Here is a 20,020-nt window from a genome sequence, read left to right as displayed (position 1 = left end):
CAATTGCGGCATCTTGCTTTATCTTGCTGACCAGTCCTTGGGAGATCTCCATGCGTAGCCTGCCCCGCTTGATCCTGCTGTCCGCTGCGCTGGCGGCCACTGCTCCGGCGTTTGCCGGCCCGCAGGAAGACCAGCGTTCGCGCAATGCCATCCGTGTCCTGGCCGAAATCCAGAACATTCCCGAGCAGGCCATTCCGGACAAACTGCTTGACGAGGCCCGCGCGGTGGTGGTGATTCCGGACACGATCAAGGCTGGACTGGTGATCGGTGGCCGTCGTGGCCATGGCCTGATGTCGGTCAAGAATGCCGATGGCAGCTGGTCCAACCCGGTGTTCATCAAGCTCACCGGTGGCAGCATCGGCTTCCAGGCCGGGGTGCAGTCCTCCGATGTGATCCTGGTGTTCCGCAACGACCGCTCGCTGGACAACATCGTCAACGGCAAGTTCACCCTCGGCGCCGATGCCGGTGTCGCTGCCGGCCCGGTCGGGCGCAGTGCCGCCGCCGCTACCGATGGCCAGCTCAAGGCCGAGATCTGGTCGTGGTCGCGTGCCCGCGGCCTGTTTGCCGGGGTCGCGCTCGATGGCGCGGTGCTGCAGATCGACGATGCCGCCAACCTGGATGCCTACGGCCCCGGCACCACGCCGCGGATGATCATCGAAGGCCGGATCAACGAATCGCCGTCGCAGGACGTGGTCGGTTTCCGTGATCGCCTGGAAGAGGCAACCTATTCAGCCCGTGGCAACCGCAATGGCACCCCCACCGCCAGCGCACCGGCCGCGCGCAGTGCCGCGGTCGTGGTCAACGCCCCGGCTGCCGAGCCGGCCGGCGCCCAGACCGCACCACTGAACAGCAGCGCCCAGCCGCCGGCGCAGCAGGGCTTCCAGCCGGTCAGTGAAGGCGAGATCCGCACCGAAACCCTGGATTGAAAGATCCAGGTCTCTGGTCATGACGACTGCGGCAACAGCGCTGGGTTATCCTCGGCGCTGTACTTCTTTGAGCGTGGATTGATCATGGGCAGTTTCAGTATCTGGCATTGGCTGATCGTGCTGGCGGTGGTGCTGCTGGTATTCGGCACCAAGCGCCTGACCAGTGGTGCCAAGGACCTCGGCTCGGCGGTCAAGGAATTCAAGAAGGGCATGCGCGAGGACGACAAGCCCACCGCGCAGCTGGGCAACGAGGCCGCCACCGGCGACAAGGACAAGGCCGCCAAGGCCGATGCCTCCCAGCCGCGTGACTGAGCGGTTGTCCTGCCGTGTTTGATGTCGGCTTTTCCGAAATCCTGCTGATCGCGGTGGTCGCGCTGCTGGTACTCGGGCCCGAACGGCTGCCGAAGGCGGCGCGTTTCACCGGGCTGTGGGTGCGCCGTGCGCGCAGCCAGTGGGATTCGGTGAAGACCGAGTTCGAGCGCGAGATGGCTGCCGAAGACCTCAAGCGCAGTATCGACAGCGCGCGCGCCCAGGCCCGCGAGATTGCCGGCCAGCTGGGCAGTGTCGAGCAGGCGCTCGCTGCTGCGCCGGCGGCCGCCGTGGCCGCCAGCACGGACGCCTTGCCGTCTTCGACCGCAGAGCCGGTGACGCTGGCTGCCGACGTTGATGCCGACGCCGTGGCGGAGGCAGAGCCGGTAGCGGTGGCCGGGCGCAGCGTGTCGCTGGAAGGGCCATTGCCCGGTGCAACAACGCCGCAGGGCGAGGAGCAGCGTGGTGGCTGATACCGATGCGCCGTTGATTGAACACCTGATCGAGCTGCGTGGCCGCCTGCTGCGCGCGCTGGCCGGCTTTTTCGTCGTGCTGCTGTGCCTGCTGCCGTTTGCGGCGAAGCTGTACGGTTGGCTGGCACAGCCGTTGACCAGCCTGTTGCCGGCTGGGCAGAGCATCATTGCCACCAACCCGGCCGGGGCCTTCTTCGCGCCGCTGAAACTGGCGATGTTCTGCGCGCTGTTCATCAGCATGCCGTGGCTGCTGTACCAGACCTGGGCCTTCGTGGCTCCGGCGCTGTATGCGCGCGAAAAACGCCTCGCCTTGCCCTTGCTGGCCTCGGCGGTGGCGCTGTTCTATGCCGGCTGTGCGTTCGCGTTCTTGCTGGTGCTGCCGGCGGTGTTCCATTTCCTGACCAGTTTCGGTGCCGATGTCATTGCGGTGACCCCCGATGCCGGCGCCTATCTGGATTTCGTGCTCGCCCTGTTCCTGGCCTTCGGCCTGAGCTTCGAGCTGCCGGTGGCGATGGTGATCCTGGTGCTGCTGGGCTGGGTCAGTCCGGCCCAGCTCAAGGAAGCACGTGGTTACGCGGTGGTCGGCATTTTCGTCATCGCCGCCATCGTTACCCCGCCGGATGTGATCTCGCAGCTGATGCTGGCCATCCCGATGTGCCTGCTGTACGAGCTGGGCATCCATGCCTCGCGCTGGCTGCTGCCGCGGCCGCTGGCCCGCGACGCCGCCGGCTGAGCCTGCCGCTGCGGGCTTTGACCGTACGGGCAGGTAACGCGCTTGCGCGCGAACCGCGATCATCCGCGCCGCTGCTGCAACGCCTCGCTTCCGAGCTTGACTCCCACACAAAACACGATGGCGATGCCCGCCGCGAGCACCGCTGCAACAAAAACGTTGCCTGCAGGTCGCTGCCTGCTTGTAAGCAGCGGGTTTGCTCGCAATGTTTGCCTTGGCTGGGAAGCCCATCGTGCGCAAGCGCACTCCCACAACCGCCCGCGCGCCTGGGGTTGCAGCGCTGTTGCAGTTGTCGCTGCCGCTGAAAGACTCCAACAGCCTGCGCCCCTGGGGTTGCAGCCCCCTTGCCGCGATGCCGTTAGCTTTTGTGGGAGCGGCCTTGGCCGCGATGCGTTGGTGGCGCCCACGAAATCGGCCCGGTGCACACGCCGGGTTGTTGCAGGGGCAATCCTGGCGCGATCAGCAGCAAAACGATGCCGGGCCATTGCCGGCAGGGCTGTCCGCGTCTTGGGCTAACGGGGCGGTGCTTCCGCCGCGCTGGTGATGAAAAACCCCGGCCATGCCGGGGTTTTTGTTGGTGCCGGAAGGCCGTGGCAGGCTCAGGCCTCGAACACGTCCGGGCGGGATTCGCTGGCTGCCGACGGGGTGCCGTTGCCGGGGTGGCTGCCCGGCAGTGGCGGCAGGCTGAACAGGTCCTTCCACGCGGCATACACCGCGCCGGCCAGCACCGGCAGCAGGGTGCCGGTGTACAGCATCAGGATCAGTACCAGGGCCAGCGCCGGGCCGAGGATCAGCGAGACCACCAGCAGCACCACGAAGGCGGCGATGTTCAGCGCCACCAGGCTGACCAGTACGCTGGCATACAGCACCACCATCGCCGGCAGGTTGGCCAGCCCGGCGCGCAGGCTGGCAGCCAGCGCCTGCCAGCCATTGCGCTGCTCGAACATCACCTGCGGCAGCATCAGCGCCAGCATCAGCGCCACCGCCAGCGTGGTCAGCACGCTGATCGCCATCCACAGCAGGGTGCGGTAGACCGGCAGGGTCGCCGCCAGCTCGTACAGGCGCTCCTGGCTGACCTGCTGGCCGCTCTGGCTGAGCTGCTGCAGTTCCTGCTGTACGTCCAGCCAGCGTTGCACGCCTTCCTGGCCGACCAGCAGCAGCTGCAGCAGGCCCAGCACGATACCGGCGAGGAAATACGGCAGCACGGCCAGCATCAGGTGCGGCATGCGCCCGTTGCGGGTGCCTTCGAGCAGGTGGCCGGGGCGTGGCAGGCGGCCGTGTTCGGCCTCGCGCACCGCCCAGATCAGCCCGCCCATCATCACCGGCACGGCAAACAGGATCAGCAGCTGCAGCACAATGCCCAGTGCCGGGTTCAATGCCGACAGGGTGACGCCCAGCATCACCACCAGCCCGAACAGCATGCCCAGCTGTCCCAGCCGCAGCGGCGCGCTGCGCCAGACGGTAAAGCCGGCCATCAGCCAGCGTGCGCCGGCAGCGGCCGGCACCTTGCGGATATCAGTCATACGCCCTTTGATCAACTTGCGGTCGGCGGGGCCGACGAGGGTGGATTATCGCTGTTTTCCGCGCCGGCGTTGGCGGCGCTCAGGCAGCCAGCCGGGTTTGGCGGATGAAACGGCGCAGCAGGTGGCGTGCCTGTGGGGCGGCATGCACCTGGCGGACCAGCTGACGCGCATCACCGCCGTGGCGGGCAATGCATTGCGCGCGTTCGCGCAGGTAGCCGCGCATGTGGTGGGTGGCGAACTCGGGATGGAACTGGACCCCCCAGGCCTGCGGGCCGACGCGGAAGGCCTGGCAGTTGTCGCGCGCCGAGGCTGCCAGCACGGTGGCTCCCGGTGGCGGGGTCAGTACGGTCTGCAGGTGGGTGGCGTGGGCCGGCAGGGTGGCGGGCAGGCCGGCAAACAGCGGGTCGTCGGCGGCTTCGGCGCGCAGCTGCAGTGCGATCGTGCCCGATTCGCGGCCGGCCGGATTGAACCCGACCTCGCCACCGAGTGCATGCGCCAGCAGCTGGTGGCCGTAGCAGATGCCCAGCACCGGCAGCCGGGCGGCGACCGCCTCGGCCAACCAGGTGGCGGTGGCCTCGCTCCAGGGCGCGCGGTCGGTGACATACGCCGCCGAGCCGCTGACCACCACCCCGGCGAGGTTTTCCAGCCGCGGCAGCGGCTGGCCGGCACTGACATCGACCACCCGGGTCTGGCGTGCCGGCACCCCGGCCGCGACGCGGATCCAATGGGCAAGGCTGCCGTAGCGGTTGAGCGAGGGCAGCGGTTTACCGGTCTGGATGATCAACAGCGGGGCGGACATGGGGCGGGCAATCGGCAAGTGACCCCCACGTTGTGCCGGCTTGGCACCGGGCACGCAAGGCCGCTCTGCGCCCAGACGCGGGCGGCCTGGGCTGGCGGCGATTGCGCGCGACCGCCGGCCGCTGCGCAAAGCCTTGCTGGCCAAGGCCTGGCGGCGGTCGACCGGGCCGTGCCTGATAGCGCCAGCGCATGGCCTGATGCGGTTTGGTGATCAGCCGCCGCCCGCGCTGCCAGCTGCCGCAGCCATGGCCTGCGCGGCAAAGGCTCCGGCGCGGGGCGGCGCTATACTGCGCAATCCCCAAGAACAGACAAGCCGGCCGATGTCCGTCACTTCCCGCGTACCGATCACCTTTCAGGGCCTGATCCAGACCCTCAATGAATTCTGGGCACAACAGGGCTGCGTGCTGATCCAGCCGCTGGACCTGGAAGTGGGCGCGGGGACCTTCCACCCGGCCACCTTCCTGCGCTCGATCGGCCCGGAAAGCTGGAACGCCGCCTACGTGCAGCCATCGCGCCGCCCGACCGACGGCCGCTACGGCGAGAACCCCAACCGCCTGCAGCGCTACTACCAGTACCAGGTGGCGATGAAGCCGAGCCCGGACAACATCCAGCAGCTGTACCTGGATTCGCTCAAGGCGCTGGGCATCGACCCGCTGGTGCACGACCTGCGCTTTGTCGAGGACAACTGGGAATCGCCGACCCTGGGTGCCTGGGGCCTGGGCTGGGAAGTCTGGCTCAACGGCATGGAGGTGACCCAGTTCACCTACTTCCAGCAGGCCGGTGGCCTGGAGTGCAAGCCGGTGCTGGGCGAGATCACCTACGGTCTGGAACGCCTGTGCATGTACCTGCAGAACTGTGACAACGTCTATGACCTGATCTGGACCTATGGCCCGGACGGCAGCCCGGTCAGCTATGGCGATGTCTACCACCAGAACGAGGTGGAGCAGAGCACCTACAACTTCGAGTACGCCGACGTGGAGGAAATGTTCCACCGCTTCGACGCCTGCGAGAAGGAAGCCCAGAAGCTGATCGAAGCCGGGCTGCCGCTGCCGGCCTACGAGCAGGTCACCAAGGCATCGCATTCGTTCAACCTGCTCGACGCCCGCCGGGCGATCTCGGTGACCGAGCGTCAGCGTTACATCCTGCGCGTGCGCACCCTGGCGATGGCCGTGGCCAAGCTGTACGAGGCCAAGCGCATCGAAGCCGTTGCAGCCAAGGAGGTGCAGGCATGAGCATGAAGCCGCTTCTGATCGAACTGGGCGTGGAAGAGCTGCCGGTCAAGGCGCTGCCGGGCCTGTCGCAGGCCTTCTTCGACGGCATCGTCGGTGGTCTGGAAAAGCGCGGTGTCGCCGTCGAGCGTGGCGCTGCCAAGCCGCTGTCCACCCCGCGCCGCCTGGCCGTCCTGCTGCCGGGCGTGGGTGCCCAGCAGCCGGAACAGCACTCCGAAGTGCTCGGCCCGTACCTGAACATCGGTCTGGATGCCGACGGCAACCCGACCAAGGCGCTGGCCGGCTTTGCCGCCAAGGCCGGTGTGGAGTGGACCGCACTGGAGCGCACCACCGACGCCAAGGGCGAGCGTTTTGTCGCCCGCAGCACCAAGCCCGGTGCTGCCACGGCCGACCTGCTGCCGGAGGTGATCGCCGAGGCGATTGCCGCCATGCCGATCCCCAAGCCGATGCGCTGGGGCGCCCACACCCATGCCTTTGCCCGCCCGGTGCACTGGCTGGTGGTGCTGCACGGCAAGGACATCGTGCCGGTGCAGCTGCTGGGCCTGAGCAGTGACCGCTTCAGCCGCGGCCACCGCTTCATGCACGACAAGCAGGTCTGGATCAGCGACGCGGCCGAGTACGTCGAGGCGCTGGCCGGTGCCAAGGTGCTGGTCGATGTGGACCTGCGCCGTGAGCGCATCGTCGCCCAGGTCAACGACACCGCCGCCGCTGCCGGTGGCGTGGCGCGCATCACCGAAGACAACCTGGGCCAGGTGGTGCACCTGTGCGAATGGCCGGCTCCGGTGCTGTGCCGCTTCGAGCGCGAATTCCTGGCCGTGCCGCAGGAAGCGTTGATCGAGACCATGGAGATCAACCAGAAGTTCTTCCCGGTGCTGGACGGCGAAGGCCGTCTGACCGAGCAGTTCATCGGCATCGCCAACATCGAATCCAGGGACGTGGCCGAGGTGGCCAAGGGCTACGAGCGGGTGATCCGTCCGCGTTTTGCCGATGCCAAGTTCTTCTTCGACGAAGACCTCAAGCAGGGCCTGGAAGCGATGGGCGCCGGCCTGTCCAGCGTGACCTACCAGGCCAAGCTGGGCACCGTGGCCGACAAGGTCGCCCGCGTCGCCGCACTGGCGGCGGTGATCGCACCGCAGGTCGGTGTCGATGCCGCCAAGGCGCAGCGTGCCGCGCAGCTGGCCAAGAATGACCTGCAGTCCTACATGGTCGGTGAGTTCCCCGAGCTGCAGGGCATTGCCGGGCGTCACTACGCCGTGGCCGCTGGCGAGGATGCGGATGTCGCGCTGGCCATTGATGAGGCGTACCAGCCGCGCTTCGCCGCCGATGACATCGCCGCCTCCGCGCTGGGCAAGGTGCTGGCCATTGCCGAACGCGCCGACACCCTGGCCGGTGGCTTTGCCGCCGGGCTGAAGCCGACCGGCAACAAGGACCCGTTCGCGCTGCGCCGCAATGCGCTGGGCCTGGCGCGTACGTTGATCGAATCCGGGTTTGACCTGGACCTGGGCGCGCTGCTGGCCGCGGCCAATGCCGGCCTGGCCGACAAGGGCGTGCAGGCCGATGTGGCCGAGCTGGCCGACTTCATCACCGACCGCCTGAAGGGCTACTACGCCGACCGCGGCGTGCCGGCCACCCAGTTCAATGCGGTGGCCGAGCGCAAGCCGGCTTCGCTGTATGACTTTGACCGTCGCATCGATGCCATCGGCATCTTTGCCGCGCTGCCCGAGGCCGCCGCGCTGGCGGCAGCCAACAAGCGCATCGGCAACATCCTGCGCAAGGCCGAGGACGTGGTGATCCCGGACAGCGTCGATGCCGCCCTGCTCGCCGAGCCGGCCGAAAGCGCGCTGGCCGAGGCGGTTGCCGCGGCCATTGCGCAGACCACCCCGGCACTGGAGTCCAAGGACTACGTGGCCGTGCTGACCCGCCTGGCCGGGCTGCGGCCGCAGGTCGATGCGTTCTTCGACGGCGTCATGGTCAATGCCGAGGACCCGGCGCTGCGTGCCAACCGCCTGGCCCTGCTCAAGCAGCTGGGTGGCCGCCTGGGTGCGGTCGCGGCGATCGAGCACCTGTCCAGCTGATCCCGCTGCCGGCGTTTTCCCGCTGCATCAGGGCCCGCTTCGGCGGGCCTTGGTGTATCCGGGCCGCGGTCGTTTTCGTGACGCAGTCTTCACCTTGTCTGGCCCGCAACTCCGGCATTTTGTCTGCCCTGTCGCCCCGGTTATGCTGGACCGATGCAGCCTTATCGATTTGTCGTTCTCCTCTCCGCGCTCGTGCTCAGTGGCCTGTCCTTGCCCGCGTGGGCGCGGGGCACGATTGAAAAAGTCAACATCCAGGGACTGGACAAGGATGACGATGCCGAGATCATCGAAAACATCGAGGTGTCGCTGTCGCTGTACCAGGTGATCGGCAAGGAACAGGGCGAATCCCGGCTGGAATACCTGCTGGGCCAGGCCGAGCGACAGACCCGCCAGGCACTGGAACCGTTCGGCTATTACAACCCGGTGATCCAGGTCCAGCCGCAGCGCAGCGATGACCGCGTGCAGGTGCAGATCCAGGTCGACAAGGGCGAGCCGGTGCGCGTGCGCCGCGAGAACATCGCCATCGAGGGCCCGGGCAGCGATGACCTGTACCTGCAGCGTGACCTGCAGGCCTTCGCGCCGCGCCGCGGGCAGCCGTTTGACCACAGCACCTACGAGGCGAGCAAGGTCACCATCACCCGCCGGCTGACCGAGCGCGGGTATTTCGACGCCGATTTCCTGCAGCGCCAGGTCTCGGTGACGCGCGCCGAAAACGCCGCCGACATCGACCTGAGCTGGGATTCGGGCCTGCGCTACAACATCGGCGAAGTGCGTTTCCACCAGGACTATTTCCGTGATGACCTGTTCGCACCGCTGGTGTACTGGGAGCAGGGCAGTTACTGGCACGAAGGCAAGCTGGACCGGCTGCGTGAATCGCTGACCAAGCTGGACTACTTCAGCGTGATCGACATCCAGCCGCGGCCGGAACAGGGCTGGGACAGCGGCGAGGTGCCGGTGGATGTCACCCTGACCCTGGCCAAGCGCACGATCTACACCGCCGGTGTCAGCTACGGCTCGGAAAGTGGCGCCGGTGTGCGGGGCGGGATCGAGCGGCGCTACGTCAACCGCCGCGGCCACAAGCTCAACACGCAGCTGGACTATGCGCAGAAACGCAAGAGCTTCCTGACCAGCTACCGCGTGCCGGCCTTCCGCTGGCTCGATGGCTGGTATGCGGTCACCGCCTCGGCCTATGACGAGCAGACCGACTACATCGACCTGCGCAACTACAAGCTCATCGCCAGCCGCAGCGGCGAAGTCTCGGAAAACCTCACCGTGGTGGCCTCGCTCAATGCGCTGCATGAGCGCTGGCGCTACAGCTCCGGTGCCGGTTACGACGGGGCGCAGTACGAAAGCGCCAACCTGTTCTACCCGCAGCTCACGGCCGACTATGTCGCGGTTGATGACCGCCTGTTCCCGCGCCGCGGTTACAGCGGCTCGGCCAGCGTGCGCGCCGGCATCGGCGGTGCCGGTTCGGATACCAGCTTCCTGCAGGCCCATGCGGTTGCCCGCGCCTACCTGCCGGTGGGCAACAACAACCGCCTGATCGCCCGGGTCGAGGCCGGCTCGACCTGGACCAGCGACGTGCTGGCGATCCCGCCGAGCCTGCGTTATTTCGCCGGCGGTGACCGCTCCATCCGCGGCTATGCCTTCCGCGAGGTCGGCCCGCGCACGCCGGCACCGGACCGCTATGCGCTCGGTGCCAAGAACGTGCTGGTGGCCAGTGCCGAGTACGAGCACTACTTTGCCGGCAGCCCGTGGGGCGTGGCCGCGTTTGTCGATACCGGCAGTGCGTTTGACAACACCATCGCGCTGAAGACCGGCATCGGCCTGGGCCTGCGCTGGAAATCCCCGGTCGGGCCGGTGCGGGTGGATGTGGCCCATGGCCTGGATACGCCCGATTCCTCGTTCCAGCTGTACCTGAACATCGGAGCGGACCTGTGAGCCCGGCCAAGCCGATCACGGAAATGAGCGCAGCCGAGCGCGCCGAGCGCCTGGCCGAGCTGAAGGCGCGGCGGCGCGCCCGCCTGCGCAAGGCGGCCATCGGCACCGGCATCGGTGTGGCCTCCCTGCTGCTGGTGGTGCTGATCGCCGGCTACTGGCTGCTGCAGACCCTGGCCGGGCGCGATGTGCTGCTGGCGCAGCTGCAGGCACGGCTGCCGGCCGGGGCCAGCCTGAGCTGGTCGGCGGTGGAAGGCCCGGTGGCCGGGCCGTTGACCCTGCATGACCTGGAGTTCCGCTACGACGGTGTGCAGCTGCGCGCGGCCAAGGCCTACCTGGACCCGGACATCCGCCCGCTGCTCGGGCGCAAGCTGCGGCTGGATGCACTGCAGCTGCGCGATGCCACGCTGGAGCTGGGCCCGCCCAGTGACGAGCCGTTCCAGTTGCCGCGCTGGCCCGATGTGCTGCCCAGCCTGGAGCTGCCGCTGTCGATCCAGGCCGACACCATCGCAGTGGACAACCTGGCCATCACCCGGCTGGGCGAGCCGCTGCTGGTGCTGCACAAGCTGCGCGGCGGGCTGACCCTGGCCGATGGCGAGCTGCGGGCCACGGCCTTGAAGGCCAATACCGACCAGGGCGACCTGCTGCTGGACGGGCATTACACCCCGCGCAATGACTACGCCACCGAGCTGGTCGCGCGCGCGCTGCTGCCGATGCCGGCCGGGGGCCAGGCCCGGCTCGGGCTGGCCGTGCGTGGTGACCTGGACCGGATGGAGGTGGCCCTGGCCGGGCACGCGCCGCAGCCGGTGCACGCAATGCTGATCCTGGAAGGGCGGCAGCAGCCGCGCTGGCGGGCCTTTGCCCGTGGCGAGGGGCTGGAGCTGGGCCACTGGATTCCCGGCGCGGCCGAAACCGCGCCGCTGTCGCTGCAGCTGGCCGCCCGCGGCCAGGGGGGCCAGGCCCGCGTCCGCGGCCGGGTGCAGCAGGGCGAACAGGACATCGTGCTGGTGCCGTCCAACATCGCCATCGAAAACCAGGTGCTGACGGTGGCGCCGCTGGTGGTGCAGGCCTTTGGCGGCACCATCGGTGCGCGTGGCACGGCCGATTTCAGCGACAGCGCCAACCCGGCGTTCCGGTTGTCACTGGCGCTGGAGGGCCTGAGCTGGACCCCGGAAGCCGAGGGCGATGCCGCGCCGGTGCCGGTGTTCCTGCGCCAGGCCCTGCTTGGCGTGGCTGGCACCGCGCAGGCCTGGGCGGTCAATGGGCTGGCCGATATTGCACGCGAACAGCAGCAGGCCGCGTTGAAGCTGGATATCCGCGGCAACCAACGCGCAGCCTTCATCCATGAACTGGTCGCCACCACCCCCGGTGGCAAGGCCAGCGTCGAGGGCAGGCTGGGCTGGGAGCCGGCACTGGCCTGGGAGGCCCGTGCCAGCCTGGATGGTTTTGACCCGGGCTACTTCCTGCCCGGCTGGGATGGCCGTCTATCCGGCCAGGTGCTTTCCAGCGGTGCCCGGCAGGCGCCTGCCGATCCGGCCGACCCGGCCGCGCAGGCCGGCCCGCTGCAGGCCAGCGTGGACATCCCGCGCCTGCAGGGCCAGCTGCGTGGCCGGCCGCTGCAGGCCAGTGCCAGCGTGCAGCTGCTGGGCGAACAGGCCGAAGGCAAGCTGGAGCTTGCCCTGGGCAACAGCCAGGTCAGTGCCCAGGGCAAGGTCGGCAGCCAGCTGGATGTGCAGGCGCAACTGCAGCCGCTGCAGCTGGATGACCTGCTGCCGGGCAGCAGCGGCAGCCTGGCCGGCTCGCTGGCCTTGCGTGGGCGTAGCGACAGCCCGGACATCACCGCCGACCTGCGCGGCTCCGGCCTGCGCTGGGGCGATTACCAGGCCGACAGCGTCAGCCTCGTCGGTGAACTGCCGTGGCGCGGGCGGCAGGGGCAGCTCGCCCTGCAGGCCAGCCAGCTGCAGGCCGGCATGGCGCTGGACAACGTGCAGCTCACCGCCAGCGGCAATCTGCAGCAGCTGGCGCTCGCCGGCACGGCCGGCAATGAACTGGGCCAACTGGCGTTGCAGGGGAATGTCGGCCAGACCAGCACCGGCTGGGCCGGCGGCCTGCAGGCCCTGCAGCTCGACCCGGCCAAGGGCGCGGCCTGGGCCCTGCGTGCACCGGTCGCCTTCCGCGTCGACGGCAGCCGTATCCGGGTCGGCGACCTGTGCCTGGGCGCGGCCACCGGTGGCGCCCTGTGTGCCAGCGCGGACTGGCCCAACAACGGGGTCCAGTTCAGTGGCGATGCGCTGCCGCTGTCGCTGGTCCAGCCGTGGTTGCCACTCAATGAAGGCCGGCGCACCCACCTGCGCGGCGAGCTGACCCTGGATGGCCGGCTGCGCCCGCAGGGCAAGGCGCTGGTGGGCCAGTTCACGCTGCTCTCGCCCGAGGGCGGCGTGCGCCTGGGCGACAACGCGCGTGGCGAGCTGGTGCGCTATGACAACTTCAATGCCCGGATCGACCTTTCCCCCGGCGCGATCAACGGCTATGTCGGCATTGGCTTTGCCGGCGATGGCTTTGTCGATGCGCGGGTGGCCACCGGCTGGTCGGACAATGCGCCACTGGTCGGCGACATCTACCTGAACATGTCGCGGTTGTACTGGCTGGAGCTGTTCTCGCCGGACCTGGTGCGCCCGACCGGGTTGCTCGAAGGCCATGTCAGCCTGCGCGGGGTACGCGCCCAGCCGCAGATCGGCGGTGAGGCACGGTTGAGCAACTTTGCCGGTGAGTTCCCGGCGCTGGGCCTGAACCTGAGCGAGGGCAGCGGAGAGCTGGTGGCCCAGCCTGATGGTTCGGCGCGGATCCGCGCCAATGTCAAAACCGGCGGTGCCGGTGCGCTGCAGGTGGATGGCGGGCTGTCGCTGTTTGGCCAGGAGCAGCCGTTGCAGCTGCGCATCACCGGCAACCAGGTGCTGCTGGCCAACACCCCGGAACTGCGCATCATCGCCAACCCGGACCTGCAGTTCACCCTGGACCAGCAGGCGATGAAACTGACCGGCAGCGTGCAGGTGCCCGAGGCCAGCATCGACCTGGAGCGGCTGGACCGCGGTACCTCCACCTCCGATGACGTGGTCGTGCTTGACCCGGTGGACCCGACTGCCGGGCCGTCCTCGCCACTGGCCATGGAGCTGGCCATCCGCCTGGGCGACAAGGTCACGATGAGCGGTTTCGGCCTGAAGGGCACGCTGGCCGGCGACCTGCAGGTGGTGGCCCGCCCGGGCCGCGAGATGACTGCCAATGGCCAGCTCGAGGTCGGTGGCCGGTACAAGGCCTATGGCCAGGACCTGACCATCACCGATGGCCGCCTGCTGTGGAACCACGGCGTGGTCTCCGACCCGCGCATCGCCATCCGTGCCCGGCGCGAGATCGGTGAGGTCACCGCCGGCATCCAGGTCAGCGGCCGGGCGATGCAGCCCAAGGTCGATATCTGGTCCGAGCCGGCGATGTCGCAGTCCGAGGCACTGTCCTACCTGGTGCTCGGGCGCAGCCTGTCGATGGCTTCTTCCGACCAGGTCGACCAGGTCAGTGCCGCCTCGGCCGCGCTGTCGGCCGGCAGTGGTTTTCTGGCCAGCCAGATCGGCGCCCGGCTCGGCTTTGACGATGCCGGCGTCAGCCAGTCGCGTGCGCTGGGCGGGGCAGTGCTCGGGGTGGGCAAGTACATCACGCCCAAACTGTATGTCGGCTACGGCGTTTCGATGATCGGCGCCGGCCAGGTGCTGACCCTGAAGTACCTGCTGCGCAAGGGCTTTGACATCGAAGTGGAATCGAGCACGGTGGAAAACCGCGGCTCGGTGAACTGGCGCACGGAGAAATAGGCCATGGGCATGATCGGCAGCTGGTTGTTGCTCGCTGCCGTTGCCGCTGCCGATACCCAGTGGCAGCCGCCACCGGCCGAGCTGCGCGGGGTGTGGTTCCAGCAGGACCCGGAGCAGCTCCAGTGCCAGCGTCTGCTGCAAGCCCGTGATCCCTGGGAGCACGAAGGCAGCGTGCTGATCGGTGCGCTGTGGATTGATGACCGCGTGCTGCACAACTGGGCCGACTATGGTGAAGGCGACATCCATCAGGTCGTACGCAGCGTCCAGGTTTCCCCGACGCAATGGCAGCTGGAGGTGTCAGTGGGCATCGACACCTTGCCGGACCTGGAGCAGGACGGCAGCTTTCCACTGTGGCTGTCACTGGCTGACGGCGTTCTGGTCTGGCATGAGCAAACCGGGCAGCGGTATACCCGTGCCTGGCAGCGGTGCTCGGATCTTCCGCCGCGGCCTGACGGAAATTGATCCAGCCCCGCCTGATCTGTGCCGTCGCAGGAACGCCGCATGGCGCGATGCGCGTGCAGGCAGGCCGATGATGGGCTTGTCGCGGCCGGGTCCGCTGCCACAGGTGTGGCGGTTGTCGCGACCCAGAGCGCTGCTGCAAAAGCCATGCAGGCCGGCGGTTGTGTGAGCGGGCTTGCCCGCGACGGTTGCCCGCTGAGGTCTGTGGCAACGGTAAAAGCATCGCGGCCAAGGCCGCTCCCACACAATCAAGGTCACGACCTGCCTATCAAGACAGTTGACTGCCACATCGGCGATCAACCTCGCCGATTGATCAAGACAGTTGACTGCCACACAGGCGGCATGCCTTTCGCTTTTGTCTGTAGGAGCGGCGCTCGCCGCGATGCTTATCGCTTTTGCAGGCGCTGATCCCGCCGCGATGCGCTTGCTGCTGTGGTAAGCGCGCTTGCGCGCGATGCCTTTCGTCGTTGCAGCAACCGTTTCGGTCGCCATGCGCCGGCTTTTGCAGGCGCCCCAGTCGCGACGCTTCCGTGCCGCAGTGTCGATGCCCGCGGCAGACGTCGCGACCACGTTGCAATAACGTCCACAAAAAAGCCCCACCAAGGGCGGGGCTGTGAAGCGTGATGCAGTCGCGGCAGCAATCAGCCGGCGACGATGAAGCGGGTGGCGTTGTCGATGAAGCCCTTCTCGCCGAAGCCGGCTTCGTTGGAGCCGAACGGCATCTGTGCGCGCAGCTTCCAGCTGGCCGGCACGCCCCACTTGGCGGCCACGGCGGCATCCGGCAGCGGGTTGTAGTGCTGCAGGCTGGCACCGATGCCGGCCTCGCTCAGCGCCACCCACACCGCGTACTGGGCGATGCCGCTGCCCTGCTCCGACCACACCGGGAAGTTGTCGGCATACAGCGGGAACTGCTCCTGCAGGCCCTTGACCACGTCCTGGTCTTCGTAGAACAGCACGGTGCCGGTACCGGCGGCGAAGCTGTTGATCTTGCCTTCGGTGGCGGCAAACGCATCGGCCGGGACGATCTTGCGCAGTTCGTCCTTGACGATGTCCCAGAAGGCCACGCTCTGCTCGCCATGCAGGATCACCGCGCGCGAGGACTGCGAGTTGAACGAGGACGGCGCCTGGCGGATCGCTTCCTGGATCAGCGCGGTGACTTCGTCCTTGCTCTGGGTGACATTGCGGCCCAGCGCGTACTGCGTGCGGCGGCGGGTGATCGCATCAAGGTAGGTGTTGCTCATCGTAGGCCTCTGGGCTGGATTGGAAATCTGGAGCGGAGGTTACGCCGGCAGACACCCGCTGGGAACGCCAAAAATAGAACAATCCGTTGGTTTCTGATTGATTGGTTATATTTTTGTAGACTGAATTTCACAAAAAAACCGCCCGGGAGCGATCCCGGGCGGGTCTGCGACAAGCCGGGCTCAGTAGACGATCTGCACGTCGTCGATGTAGACGTTCACGTCATAGGCGGTGTTGGCCCGCTCCAGCCAGACCGCATCCAGGGTCACCGTGGCGGCGGTGATCGCACCATTGCCGCCGCTCCAGGCATCCCACTGCGCGGCATCGGCCAGGGTCCAGCTCACATAGGTCCAGGTATTGGCCGGCAACGCGCGGGCAACCGAGCGTTCGGTACCGTCGCTGTCATCGATGCCCACCCGCAGGCTCATGCCGGTGGCACCGGTATACGCCCAGAAACCGATCTTGCCGTTGGCGCGGGTCAGGCTGGCATTGCTGGCCGGGCTGCCGCCGCCGGAGAGCAGGCGCACGGCCCAGTTGGCAGTGGTGGCGGTGTTGTCCTTGAGCAGCACGCGCAGCGAGCAGCTGCCGTTCTTGCGCGTGGTGCAGTCACGGGTGGCGCTGGAGGTGGTGGCAATGCCGGTGGTGGAGCCGGAGTAGGTCGGGCTGGTGTTGAAACGGCCCACCGTGCTTTCGAAGCGGTCCAGGTAGGTGGTGCTGCCCGATGGCGGGGTGGTGCCGCCGCCGCTGCCCGGGTTGATCAGGTTGTAGTACTTGGACCAGTTCCAGTTGATGCCCGGGTCGGTGTGGTTCTGCCCGGGGAAATGCTGGTGGCCTTTGATCTTGACCGAGCTGGCCAGCTCGACCAGGCCACTGCTGGGCGCACCCTTGTAGGCGCTGGCGCAGCTGATCGCGCTGAACTTGGCGCAGAAGTTGCGCACCAGTGCGGCCGAGGCGGTGTACATCGCATCGGTGTACCAGGAGCTGTTGTTGACCCAGCCCTCGTGCTCGATCCCCAGGGTGTAGCTGTTCTGGTTGCGGACATGCCAGGCGGTGTGGGCATCGCGCACCATCTGCGTGACCTGGCCATCGGAGGAGCGGATCACATAGTGCGCGCTGACGTTGGAGGTCGAGTTCTGGAACCAGCTGATCGAGCCGGCGTAGGAGCCCTGGGTGGTGTGCACGGTGACGGCACTGACCGCGGCGCTGCGCGAGGCGGTGTAGTTGGTCGAGTGGGCCGGGTTCCAGATCGCCGGGCCGTAATCGGTGGAGGCAATGCCGGCATCGGTAGCCGGGCTGGCGCTGCCCTGCCAGGTCAGGGTCTCGGTCACCGGGTCCACCGCAAAGCCATCGATCTCGATGCGGTCGGCAGCCACGTCCAGGCGCACCATCGGCGCCCGCATCACCACCAGCTGGCGCGCATCGAAGGCCTGCTCCCAGGCAATCGCGCGCTCGGGCACCTTGATCCCGCGGTCATCCACGCCGCGGTCCTGCGCCAGCAGCACATCGAAGGCAAAACTGTTGCGGGCAAAGCTGTCCACCTCGCCACCGGCCAGCGGCGAGGCCGAGTAACCGGCATAGCGCGCCAGCGCCGGACGGATCGCCTCCGGGGTCAGGGCCTGGCCTTTCAGTGCGCGCGGGTTGCCGGCCAGCGGGTGGTCGCGGCGGATCTGCGCATCGAGCAGGGCGGCGGCGGCCAGGATGTTGGTCAGCGGATCGTTGCGCACCTGTTCGGCACTGACCCCGAGCAGGCGGGCGCCCTCGCTGACCTGGTCGGCAAAGCCCTGCCCGTGGTACAGGCCCATCACGCCCCAGGCCGCCGGCATCCGGTGGTGGGCCTCTTCCTGGTGGTCATGCGCGGGCTGCATGTGCAGCCAGCGGCTCTGCACATAGGCCAGTGCTTCCAGGGTGCCAGCCGGGATCGACGGATAGCGCTTGTAGGCCTGGGCAAACATGCGCACAAAGGCCGCGCGCTGGGGTGCCAGGCGCTGCTCTTCGGCACGCAGGGTGGCCTCCAGCTGGGCTTCCTCCAGCGAGGTGCTGCCATCGAGCAGGATCGGCTCGACCGGCAGGTGGACGGACTGGGCCATGGCCGGAGCGGCCAACAGGCTGGTCAGGGCGACAGACAACAAGGTAAGACGATGCGACATCGGACATTCCCCAGGTGTGTGGTTGCCCGGCCATATGTACCTGAACGCTGGCTGGATATTGGAGGCAAACACTGGATGTGTGACCCACTGCGCCAAGGCCACGCGACCCCGTTCATTACCCGTGCCTGCTTGCCGACGAGCGGCAGTGCGGATGCGGCGTTGCCGCAGGGCAAAGCCAGGCATTTACCGATACCGTGAGCCGGGCAAGGTGGACATGGCAATCTGGTTGGCAGTCACAGTTCGTCCAACCTTCCAGCCATGAAGCGAACCAGCAAACCCACAGTGCAGGAGACACCGCAGGAGCAGCGCTCACGCATGATGCGTGGCATACGCGGCAGTAATACCCAGCCGGAATTGCAGGTACGCAAGGCACTGCATGCACGCGGCTTCCGTTATCGCCTCAATGCCAAGGAGCTTCCCGGCAGGCCCGACATTGTGCTGCCGAAGTGGAAGACCGTGATCTTTGTGCATGGCTGCTTCTGGCATGCACATCAGGGATGTCGCTACTTTCGTATTCCTGTCACACGCACTGAGTTCTGGCAGGAGAAGCTGGCGGCGAATGCGGCGCGTGATGCGAAGCAGGTTGAGCAGCTGTTGGCGGCGGGCTGGCGGGTGCTGGTCGTGTGGGAGTGTGCCTTGAGGAGCAAAAACGCCACCAGCCTGGAACAGGTGGTGGCGTTTGTTGAAGGCAATGAGGGCTTCGCTCAGATTTCCGAAGAAGCCTTGCCAGATGCACTGCCGTTGATGGCAGCGAAGACGACCGAGGCAATCTGACGCGCCAAGTAAGGCGGCACAGCATTGCCAACCTGCTTGCGCTGTGCACCTGCTGGACCTTCGAAGAAGAAGTTGTCCGGGAAGGTCTGCAGGCGGGCAGCTTCACGCACGCTCAAGCTACGGAACTGCCTGAAATCAGGATGGATGAAATAGTGACCATCCTTCGCAAGATGACTGGTGATCGTGGAACTAGGGGCATCCGCACACTGCACATTGAACCGATCAACGAACTTGGTACCTTCTGCCCAGTTTTTGTGGGCAGGGCCAAGCGAGGGGAATTCACCAGGTCCGCGAGGTGCACGCTTATGTACTTCGGCAAAAGCAGCGGCGTAGGCATAGCGCTCAAGATCAGAGGTCATATGTCCGCGGCTGAAGTGATTAAGCCAACCTCCTTTCAGGCGCTCATCGACAAGCCATGCACGAAGATCGTGAGGGAGGTGTTTCCCGGAATGCCATTTCTCTGCCCGGGCACTTACAAACTGACCGCCAGTTCCTGGGTCTTTCGCAAGTTTTGACTTGAGGGCATTGGCTCGAGCCATTAGTAACTTTGCAACCTCGGGTTCTGCCGCCGCCACTTTTTGGGCAGTGTTGCGCAGTATGGTTGAGGCTGTCTCAGCCCAGTTCTTCCCATCATCTTCGGTCAATTTACTGCGAAGTTCAGGAAGTCCGTGCAAGGCATGCGCGACGATTACTTGCTTGGCCTTGCCCGGCTGAAGAAGCGCATCTTCGGGAAGGGAGACACCTTCCTTGATACCCATCAGGACAACACGATGCCGTGCTTGGGGAAGCCCCAATTCTTCGGCACGAAGAAGAAAGTCACGTTCTTCCGGTTCAAAGCCGGAATGTCTGACCACAGGGACAACCCGATACTTCGGGCCATCAGGACCGCCAGGTTGTGTCAGGTCAGCGATGATTCGGGGGAACATCCGTTCCCCATCTACTCGCGAAGACAGCATGCCCTTGACGTTCTCGAGGATGAAAACGGCCGGCTGGTACTTCGAGACGATGTGCAGGTAGTGGCGATACAGGAAGTGACGATGATCCTTGGCCGGGTCGTAGTCCTTGATGCCGACATTGCGTGACCTGCCAGCGAGTGAGAAGGCTTGGCACGGCGGGCCACCGACCAGCACCCACGGTGCAGTGGAGTTGGTGCCGATCTTCTCGCTCAGCAGTTGATCCAGTCGATCGTCGTGCTCACCCTCACCAAGTGTCAACTGATGCGCTTCGGAGCAGGCGGCTTCCCATTTCTCACGGGTGTCTTCCGTCCACGGCTGCAGAACTTCGCCACGAACATAGGCGTAGTAGCTGTCAGGAGCCTTGCCCAAGGGGAACTGATGGAAGAACGCTCGAGTGCGCAGGGTCTTGGCGGCATGCCCATCCATCTCGGCAGAAAGCACAACCTTGAAGAGCTTTTCGCCTTGTTCATTCGTGAACGTGGAAAAACCTTCGCCGAGGCCGCCGGCGCCGGCGAAGATATCGACTACTTTGATAGGCATGGAACTGGGATTGCACCTTGTGGGACGTGCCAGGATGGGATCACGGG

At 66.7% G+C, this 20,020-nt stretch carries 15 protein-coding genes; 10 read left to right on the top strand and 5 right to left on the bottom strand.

All coding sequences use genetic code 11. From position 1 onward, the window contains the following. The first annotated feature begins 50 nt into the window (after positions 1-50). From ABB25_RS07020 to tatC, 4 genes are all read left to right on the top strand, one after another. Positions 51-926 (top strand): lipid-binding SYLF domain-containing protein, encoded by an 876-nt coding sequence (locus tag ABB25_RS07020; RefSeq protein ID WP_057665335.1) that lies wholly within the window; start codon positions 51-53, stop codon positions 924-926. An 84-nt stretch (positions 927-1,010) separates the two neighbouring features. Further along, positions 1,011-1,238: a Sec-independent protein translocase subunit TatA gene (gene tatA / locus ABB25_RS07015; protein WP_057665333.1), complete on the top strand. Its 228-nt coding sequence runs from the start codon at positions 1,011-1,013 to the stop codon at positions 1,236-1,238. A 14-nt stretch (positions 1,239-1,252) separates the two neighbouring features. Then, positions 1,253-1,708, top strand: coding sequence for a Sec-independent protein translocase protein TatB (gene tatB / locus ABB25_RS07010; protein WP_057665331.1), 456 nt, complete (start codon positions 1,253-1,255; stop codon positions 1,706-1,708). Beyond that, positions 1,701-2,441: a twin-arginine translocase subunit TatC gene (tatC, locus tag ABB25_RS07005; RefSeq protein ID WP_057665374.1), complete on the top strand. Its 741-nt coding sequence runs from the start codon at positions 1,701-1,703 to the stop codon at positions 2,439-2,441. The genes tatB and tatC overlap by 8 nt, the downstream gene beginning before the upstream one ends. Before the next feature lie 596 nt (positions 2,442-3,037). On the opposite strand, the gene ABB25_RS07000 is transcribed toward tatC, so the two are convergent. Further along, complete coding sequence (locus tag ABB25_RS07000; RefSeq protein WP_057665329.1) at positions 3,038-3,961, bottom strand: BPSS1780 family membrane protein; 924 nt, start codon at positions 3,959-3,961, stop codon at positions 3,038-3,040. Between the two features lie 79 nt (positions 3,962-4,040). After that, positions 4,041-4,760: a glutamine amidotransferase gene (locus ABB25_RS06995; protein ID WP_057665327.1), complete on the bottom strand. Its 720-nt coding sequence runs from the start codon at positions 4,758-4,760 to the stop codon at positions 4,041-4,043. Between the two features lie 319 nt (positions 4,761-5,079). Between ABB25_RS06995 and glyQ the strand changes: the two genes are divergently transcribed. From glyQ to ABB25_RS06970, 5 genes are all read left to right on the top strand, one after another. Then, on the top strand, positions 5,080-5,991 hold the full coding sequence (gene glyQ / locus ABB25_RS06990) for a glycine--tRNA ligase subunit alpha (RefSeq protein WP_057665325.1): 912 nt from the start codon (positions 5,080-5,082) through the stop codon (positions 5,989-5,991). Then, entirely contained in the window at positions 5,988-8,063 is a 2,076-nt protein-coding gene (gene glyS / locus ABB25_RS06985; protein WP_057665323.1) for a glycine--tRNA ligase subunit beta, read from the top strand. The genes glyQ and glyS overlap by 4 nt, the downstream gene beginning before the upstream one ends. Positions 8,064-8,216: 153 nt before the next feature. Continuing rightward, positions 8,217-10,004: an autotransporter assembly complex protein TamA gene (locus ABB25_RS06980; protein WP_057665320.1), complete on the top strand. Its 1,788-nt coding sequence runs from the start codon at positions 8,217-8,219 to the stop codon at positions 10,002-10,004. Between the two features lie 23 nt (positions 10,005-10,027). Then, entirely contained in the window at positions 10,028-13,858 is a 3,831-nt protein-coding gene (locus ABB25_RS06975) for a translocation/assembly module TamB domain-containing protein (protein WP_057665371.1), read from the top strand. 3 nt (positions 13,859-13,861) lie between these two features. Then, entirely contained in the window at positions 13,862-14,320 is a 459-nt protein-coding gene (locus ABB25_RS06970) for a hypothetical protein (RefSeq protein ID WP_057665318.1), read from the top strand. A 638-nt stretch (positions 14,321-14,958) separates the two neighbouring features. On the opposite strand, the gene ABB25_RS06965 is transcribed toward ABB25_RS06970, so the two are convergent. Further along, entirely contained in the window at positions 14,959-15,558 is a 600-nt protein-coding gene (locus ABB25_RS06965; protein ID WP_057665316.1) for a nitroreductase family protein, read from the bottom strand. A gap of 180 nt (positions 15,559-15,738) precedes the next feature. Then, a complete protein-coding gene (locus ABB25_RS14850; RefSeq protein WP_211259296.1) occupies positions 15,739-17,703 on the bottom strand; it encodes an N-acetylmuramoyl-L-alanine amidase in 1,965 nt (654 codons plus the stop codon). 258 nt (positions 17,704-17,961) lie between these two features. Between ABB25_RS14850 and ABB25_RS06955 the strand changes: the two genes are divergently transcribed. Beyond that, positions 17,962-18,477 carry a very short patch repair endonuclease gene (locus tag ABB25_RS06955; protein WP_057665311.1) on the top strand — a complete coding sequence of 172 codons (516 nt, stop codon included), beginning with the start codon at positions 17,962-17,964 and terminating at the stop codon, positions 18,475-18,477. Here the strand turns inward: ABB25_RS06955 and ABB25_RS14290 are convergent. Beyond that, positions 18,408-19,973 carry a DNA cytosine methyltransferase gene (locus tag ABB25_RS14290; RefSeq protein ID WP_083488163.1) on the bottom strand — a complete coding sequence of 522 codons (1,566 nt, stop codon included), beginning with the start codon at positions 19,971-19,973 and terminating at the stop codon, positions 18,408-18,410. The two genes, ABB25_RS06955 and ABB25_RS14290, sit on opposite strands and share 70 nt — an antisense overlap. Positions 19,974-20,020: the final 47 nt, after the last annotated feature.

This window comes from Stenotrophomonas koreensis (assembly GCF_001431525.1).
Taxonomy (GTDB): domain Bacteria; phylum Pseudomonadota; class Gammaproteobacteria; order Xanthomonadales; family Xanthomonadaceae; genus Stenotrophomonas; species Stenotrophomonas koreensis.
This window is presented reverse-complemented; position numbering and strand designations above follow the sequence as displayed.

Excerpts from the sequence above, each read along its gene's own strand:
- glyQ (WP_057665325.1), top strand. The coding sequence starts at position 5,080 with ATGTCCGTCACTTCCCGCGTACCGATCACCTTTCAGGGCCTGATCCAG.
- glyS (WP_057665323.1), top strand. The coding sequence starts at position 5,988 with ATGAGCATGAAGCCGCTTCTGATCGAACTGGGCGTGGAAGAGCTGCCG.
- ABB25_RS07020 (WP_057665335.1), top strand. The coding sequence starts at position 51 with ATGCGTAGCCTGCCCCGCTTGATCCTGCTGTCCGCTGCGCTGGCGGCC.
- ABB25_RS06965 (WP_057665316.1), bottom strand. The coding sequence starts at position 15,558 with ATGAGCAACACCTACCTTGATGCGATCACCCGCCGCCGCACGCAGTAC.
- ABB25_RS14850 (WP_211259296.1), bottom strand. The coding sequence starts at position 17,703 with ATGTCGCATCGTCTTACCTTGTTGTCTGTCGCCCTGACCAGCCTGTTG.
- ABB25_RS06975 (WP_057665371.1), top strand. The coding sequence starts at position 10,028 with ATGAGCGCAGCCGAGCGCGCCGAGCGCCTGGCCGAGCTGAAGGCGCGG.
- ABB25_RS14290 (WP_083488163.1), bottom strand. The coding sequence starts at position 19,973 with ATGCCTATCAAAGTAGTCGATATCTTCGCCGGCGCCGGCGGCCTCGGC.
- ABB25_RS06970 (WP_057665318.1), top strand. The coding sequence starts at position 13,862 with ATGGGCATGATCGGCAGCTGGTTGTTGCTCGCTGCCGTTGCCGCTGCC.
- ABB25_RS06995 (WP_057665327.1), bottom strand. The coding sequence starts at position 4,760 with ATGTCCGCCCCGCTGTTGATCATCCAGACCGGTAAACCGCTGCCCTCG.
- tatA (WP_057665333.1), top strand. The coding sequence starts at position 1,011 with ATGGGCAGTTTCAGTATCTGGCATTGGCTGATCGTGCTGGCGGTGGTG.
- ABB25_RS07000 (WP_057665329.1), bottom strand. The coding sequence starts at position 3,961 with ATGACTGATATCCGCAAGGTGCCGGCCGCTGCCGGCGCACGCTGGCTG.
- ABB25_RS06955 (WP_057665311.1), top strand. The coding sequence starts at position 17,962 with ATGAAGCGAACCAGCAAACCCACAGTGCAGGAGACACCGCAGGAGCAG.
- ABB25_RS06980 (WP_057665320.1), top strand. The coding sequence starts at position 8,217 with ATGCAGCCTTATCGATTTGTCGTTCTCCTCTCCGCGCTCGTGCTCAGT.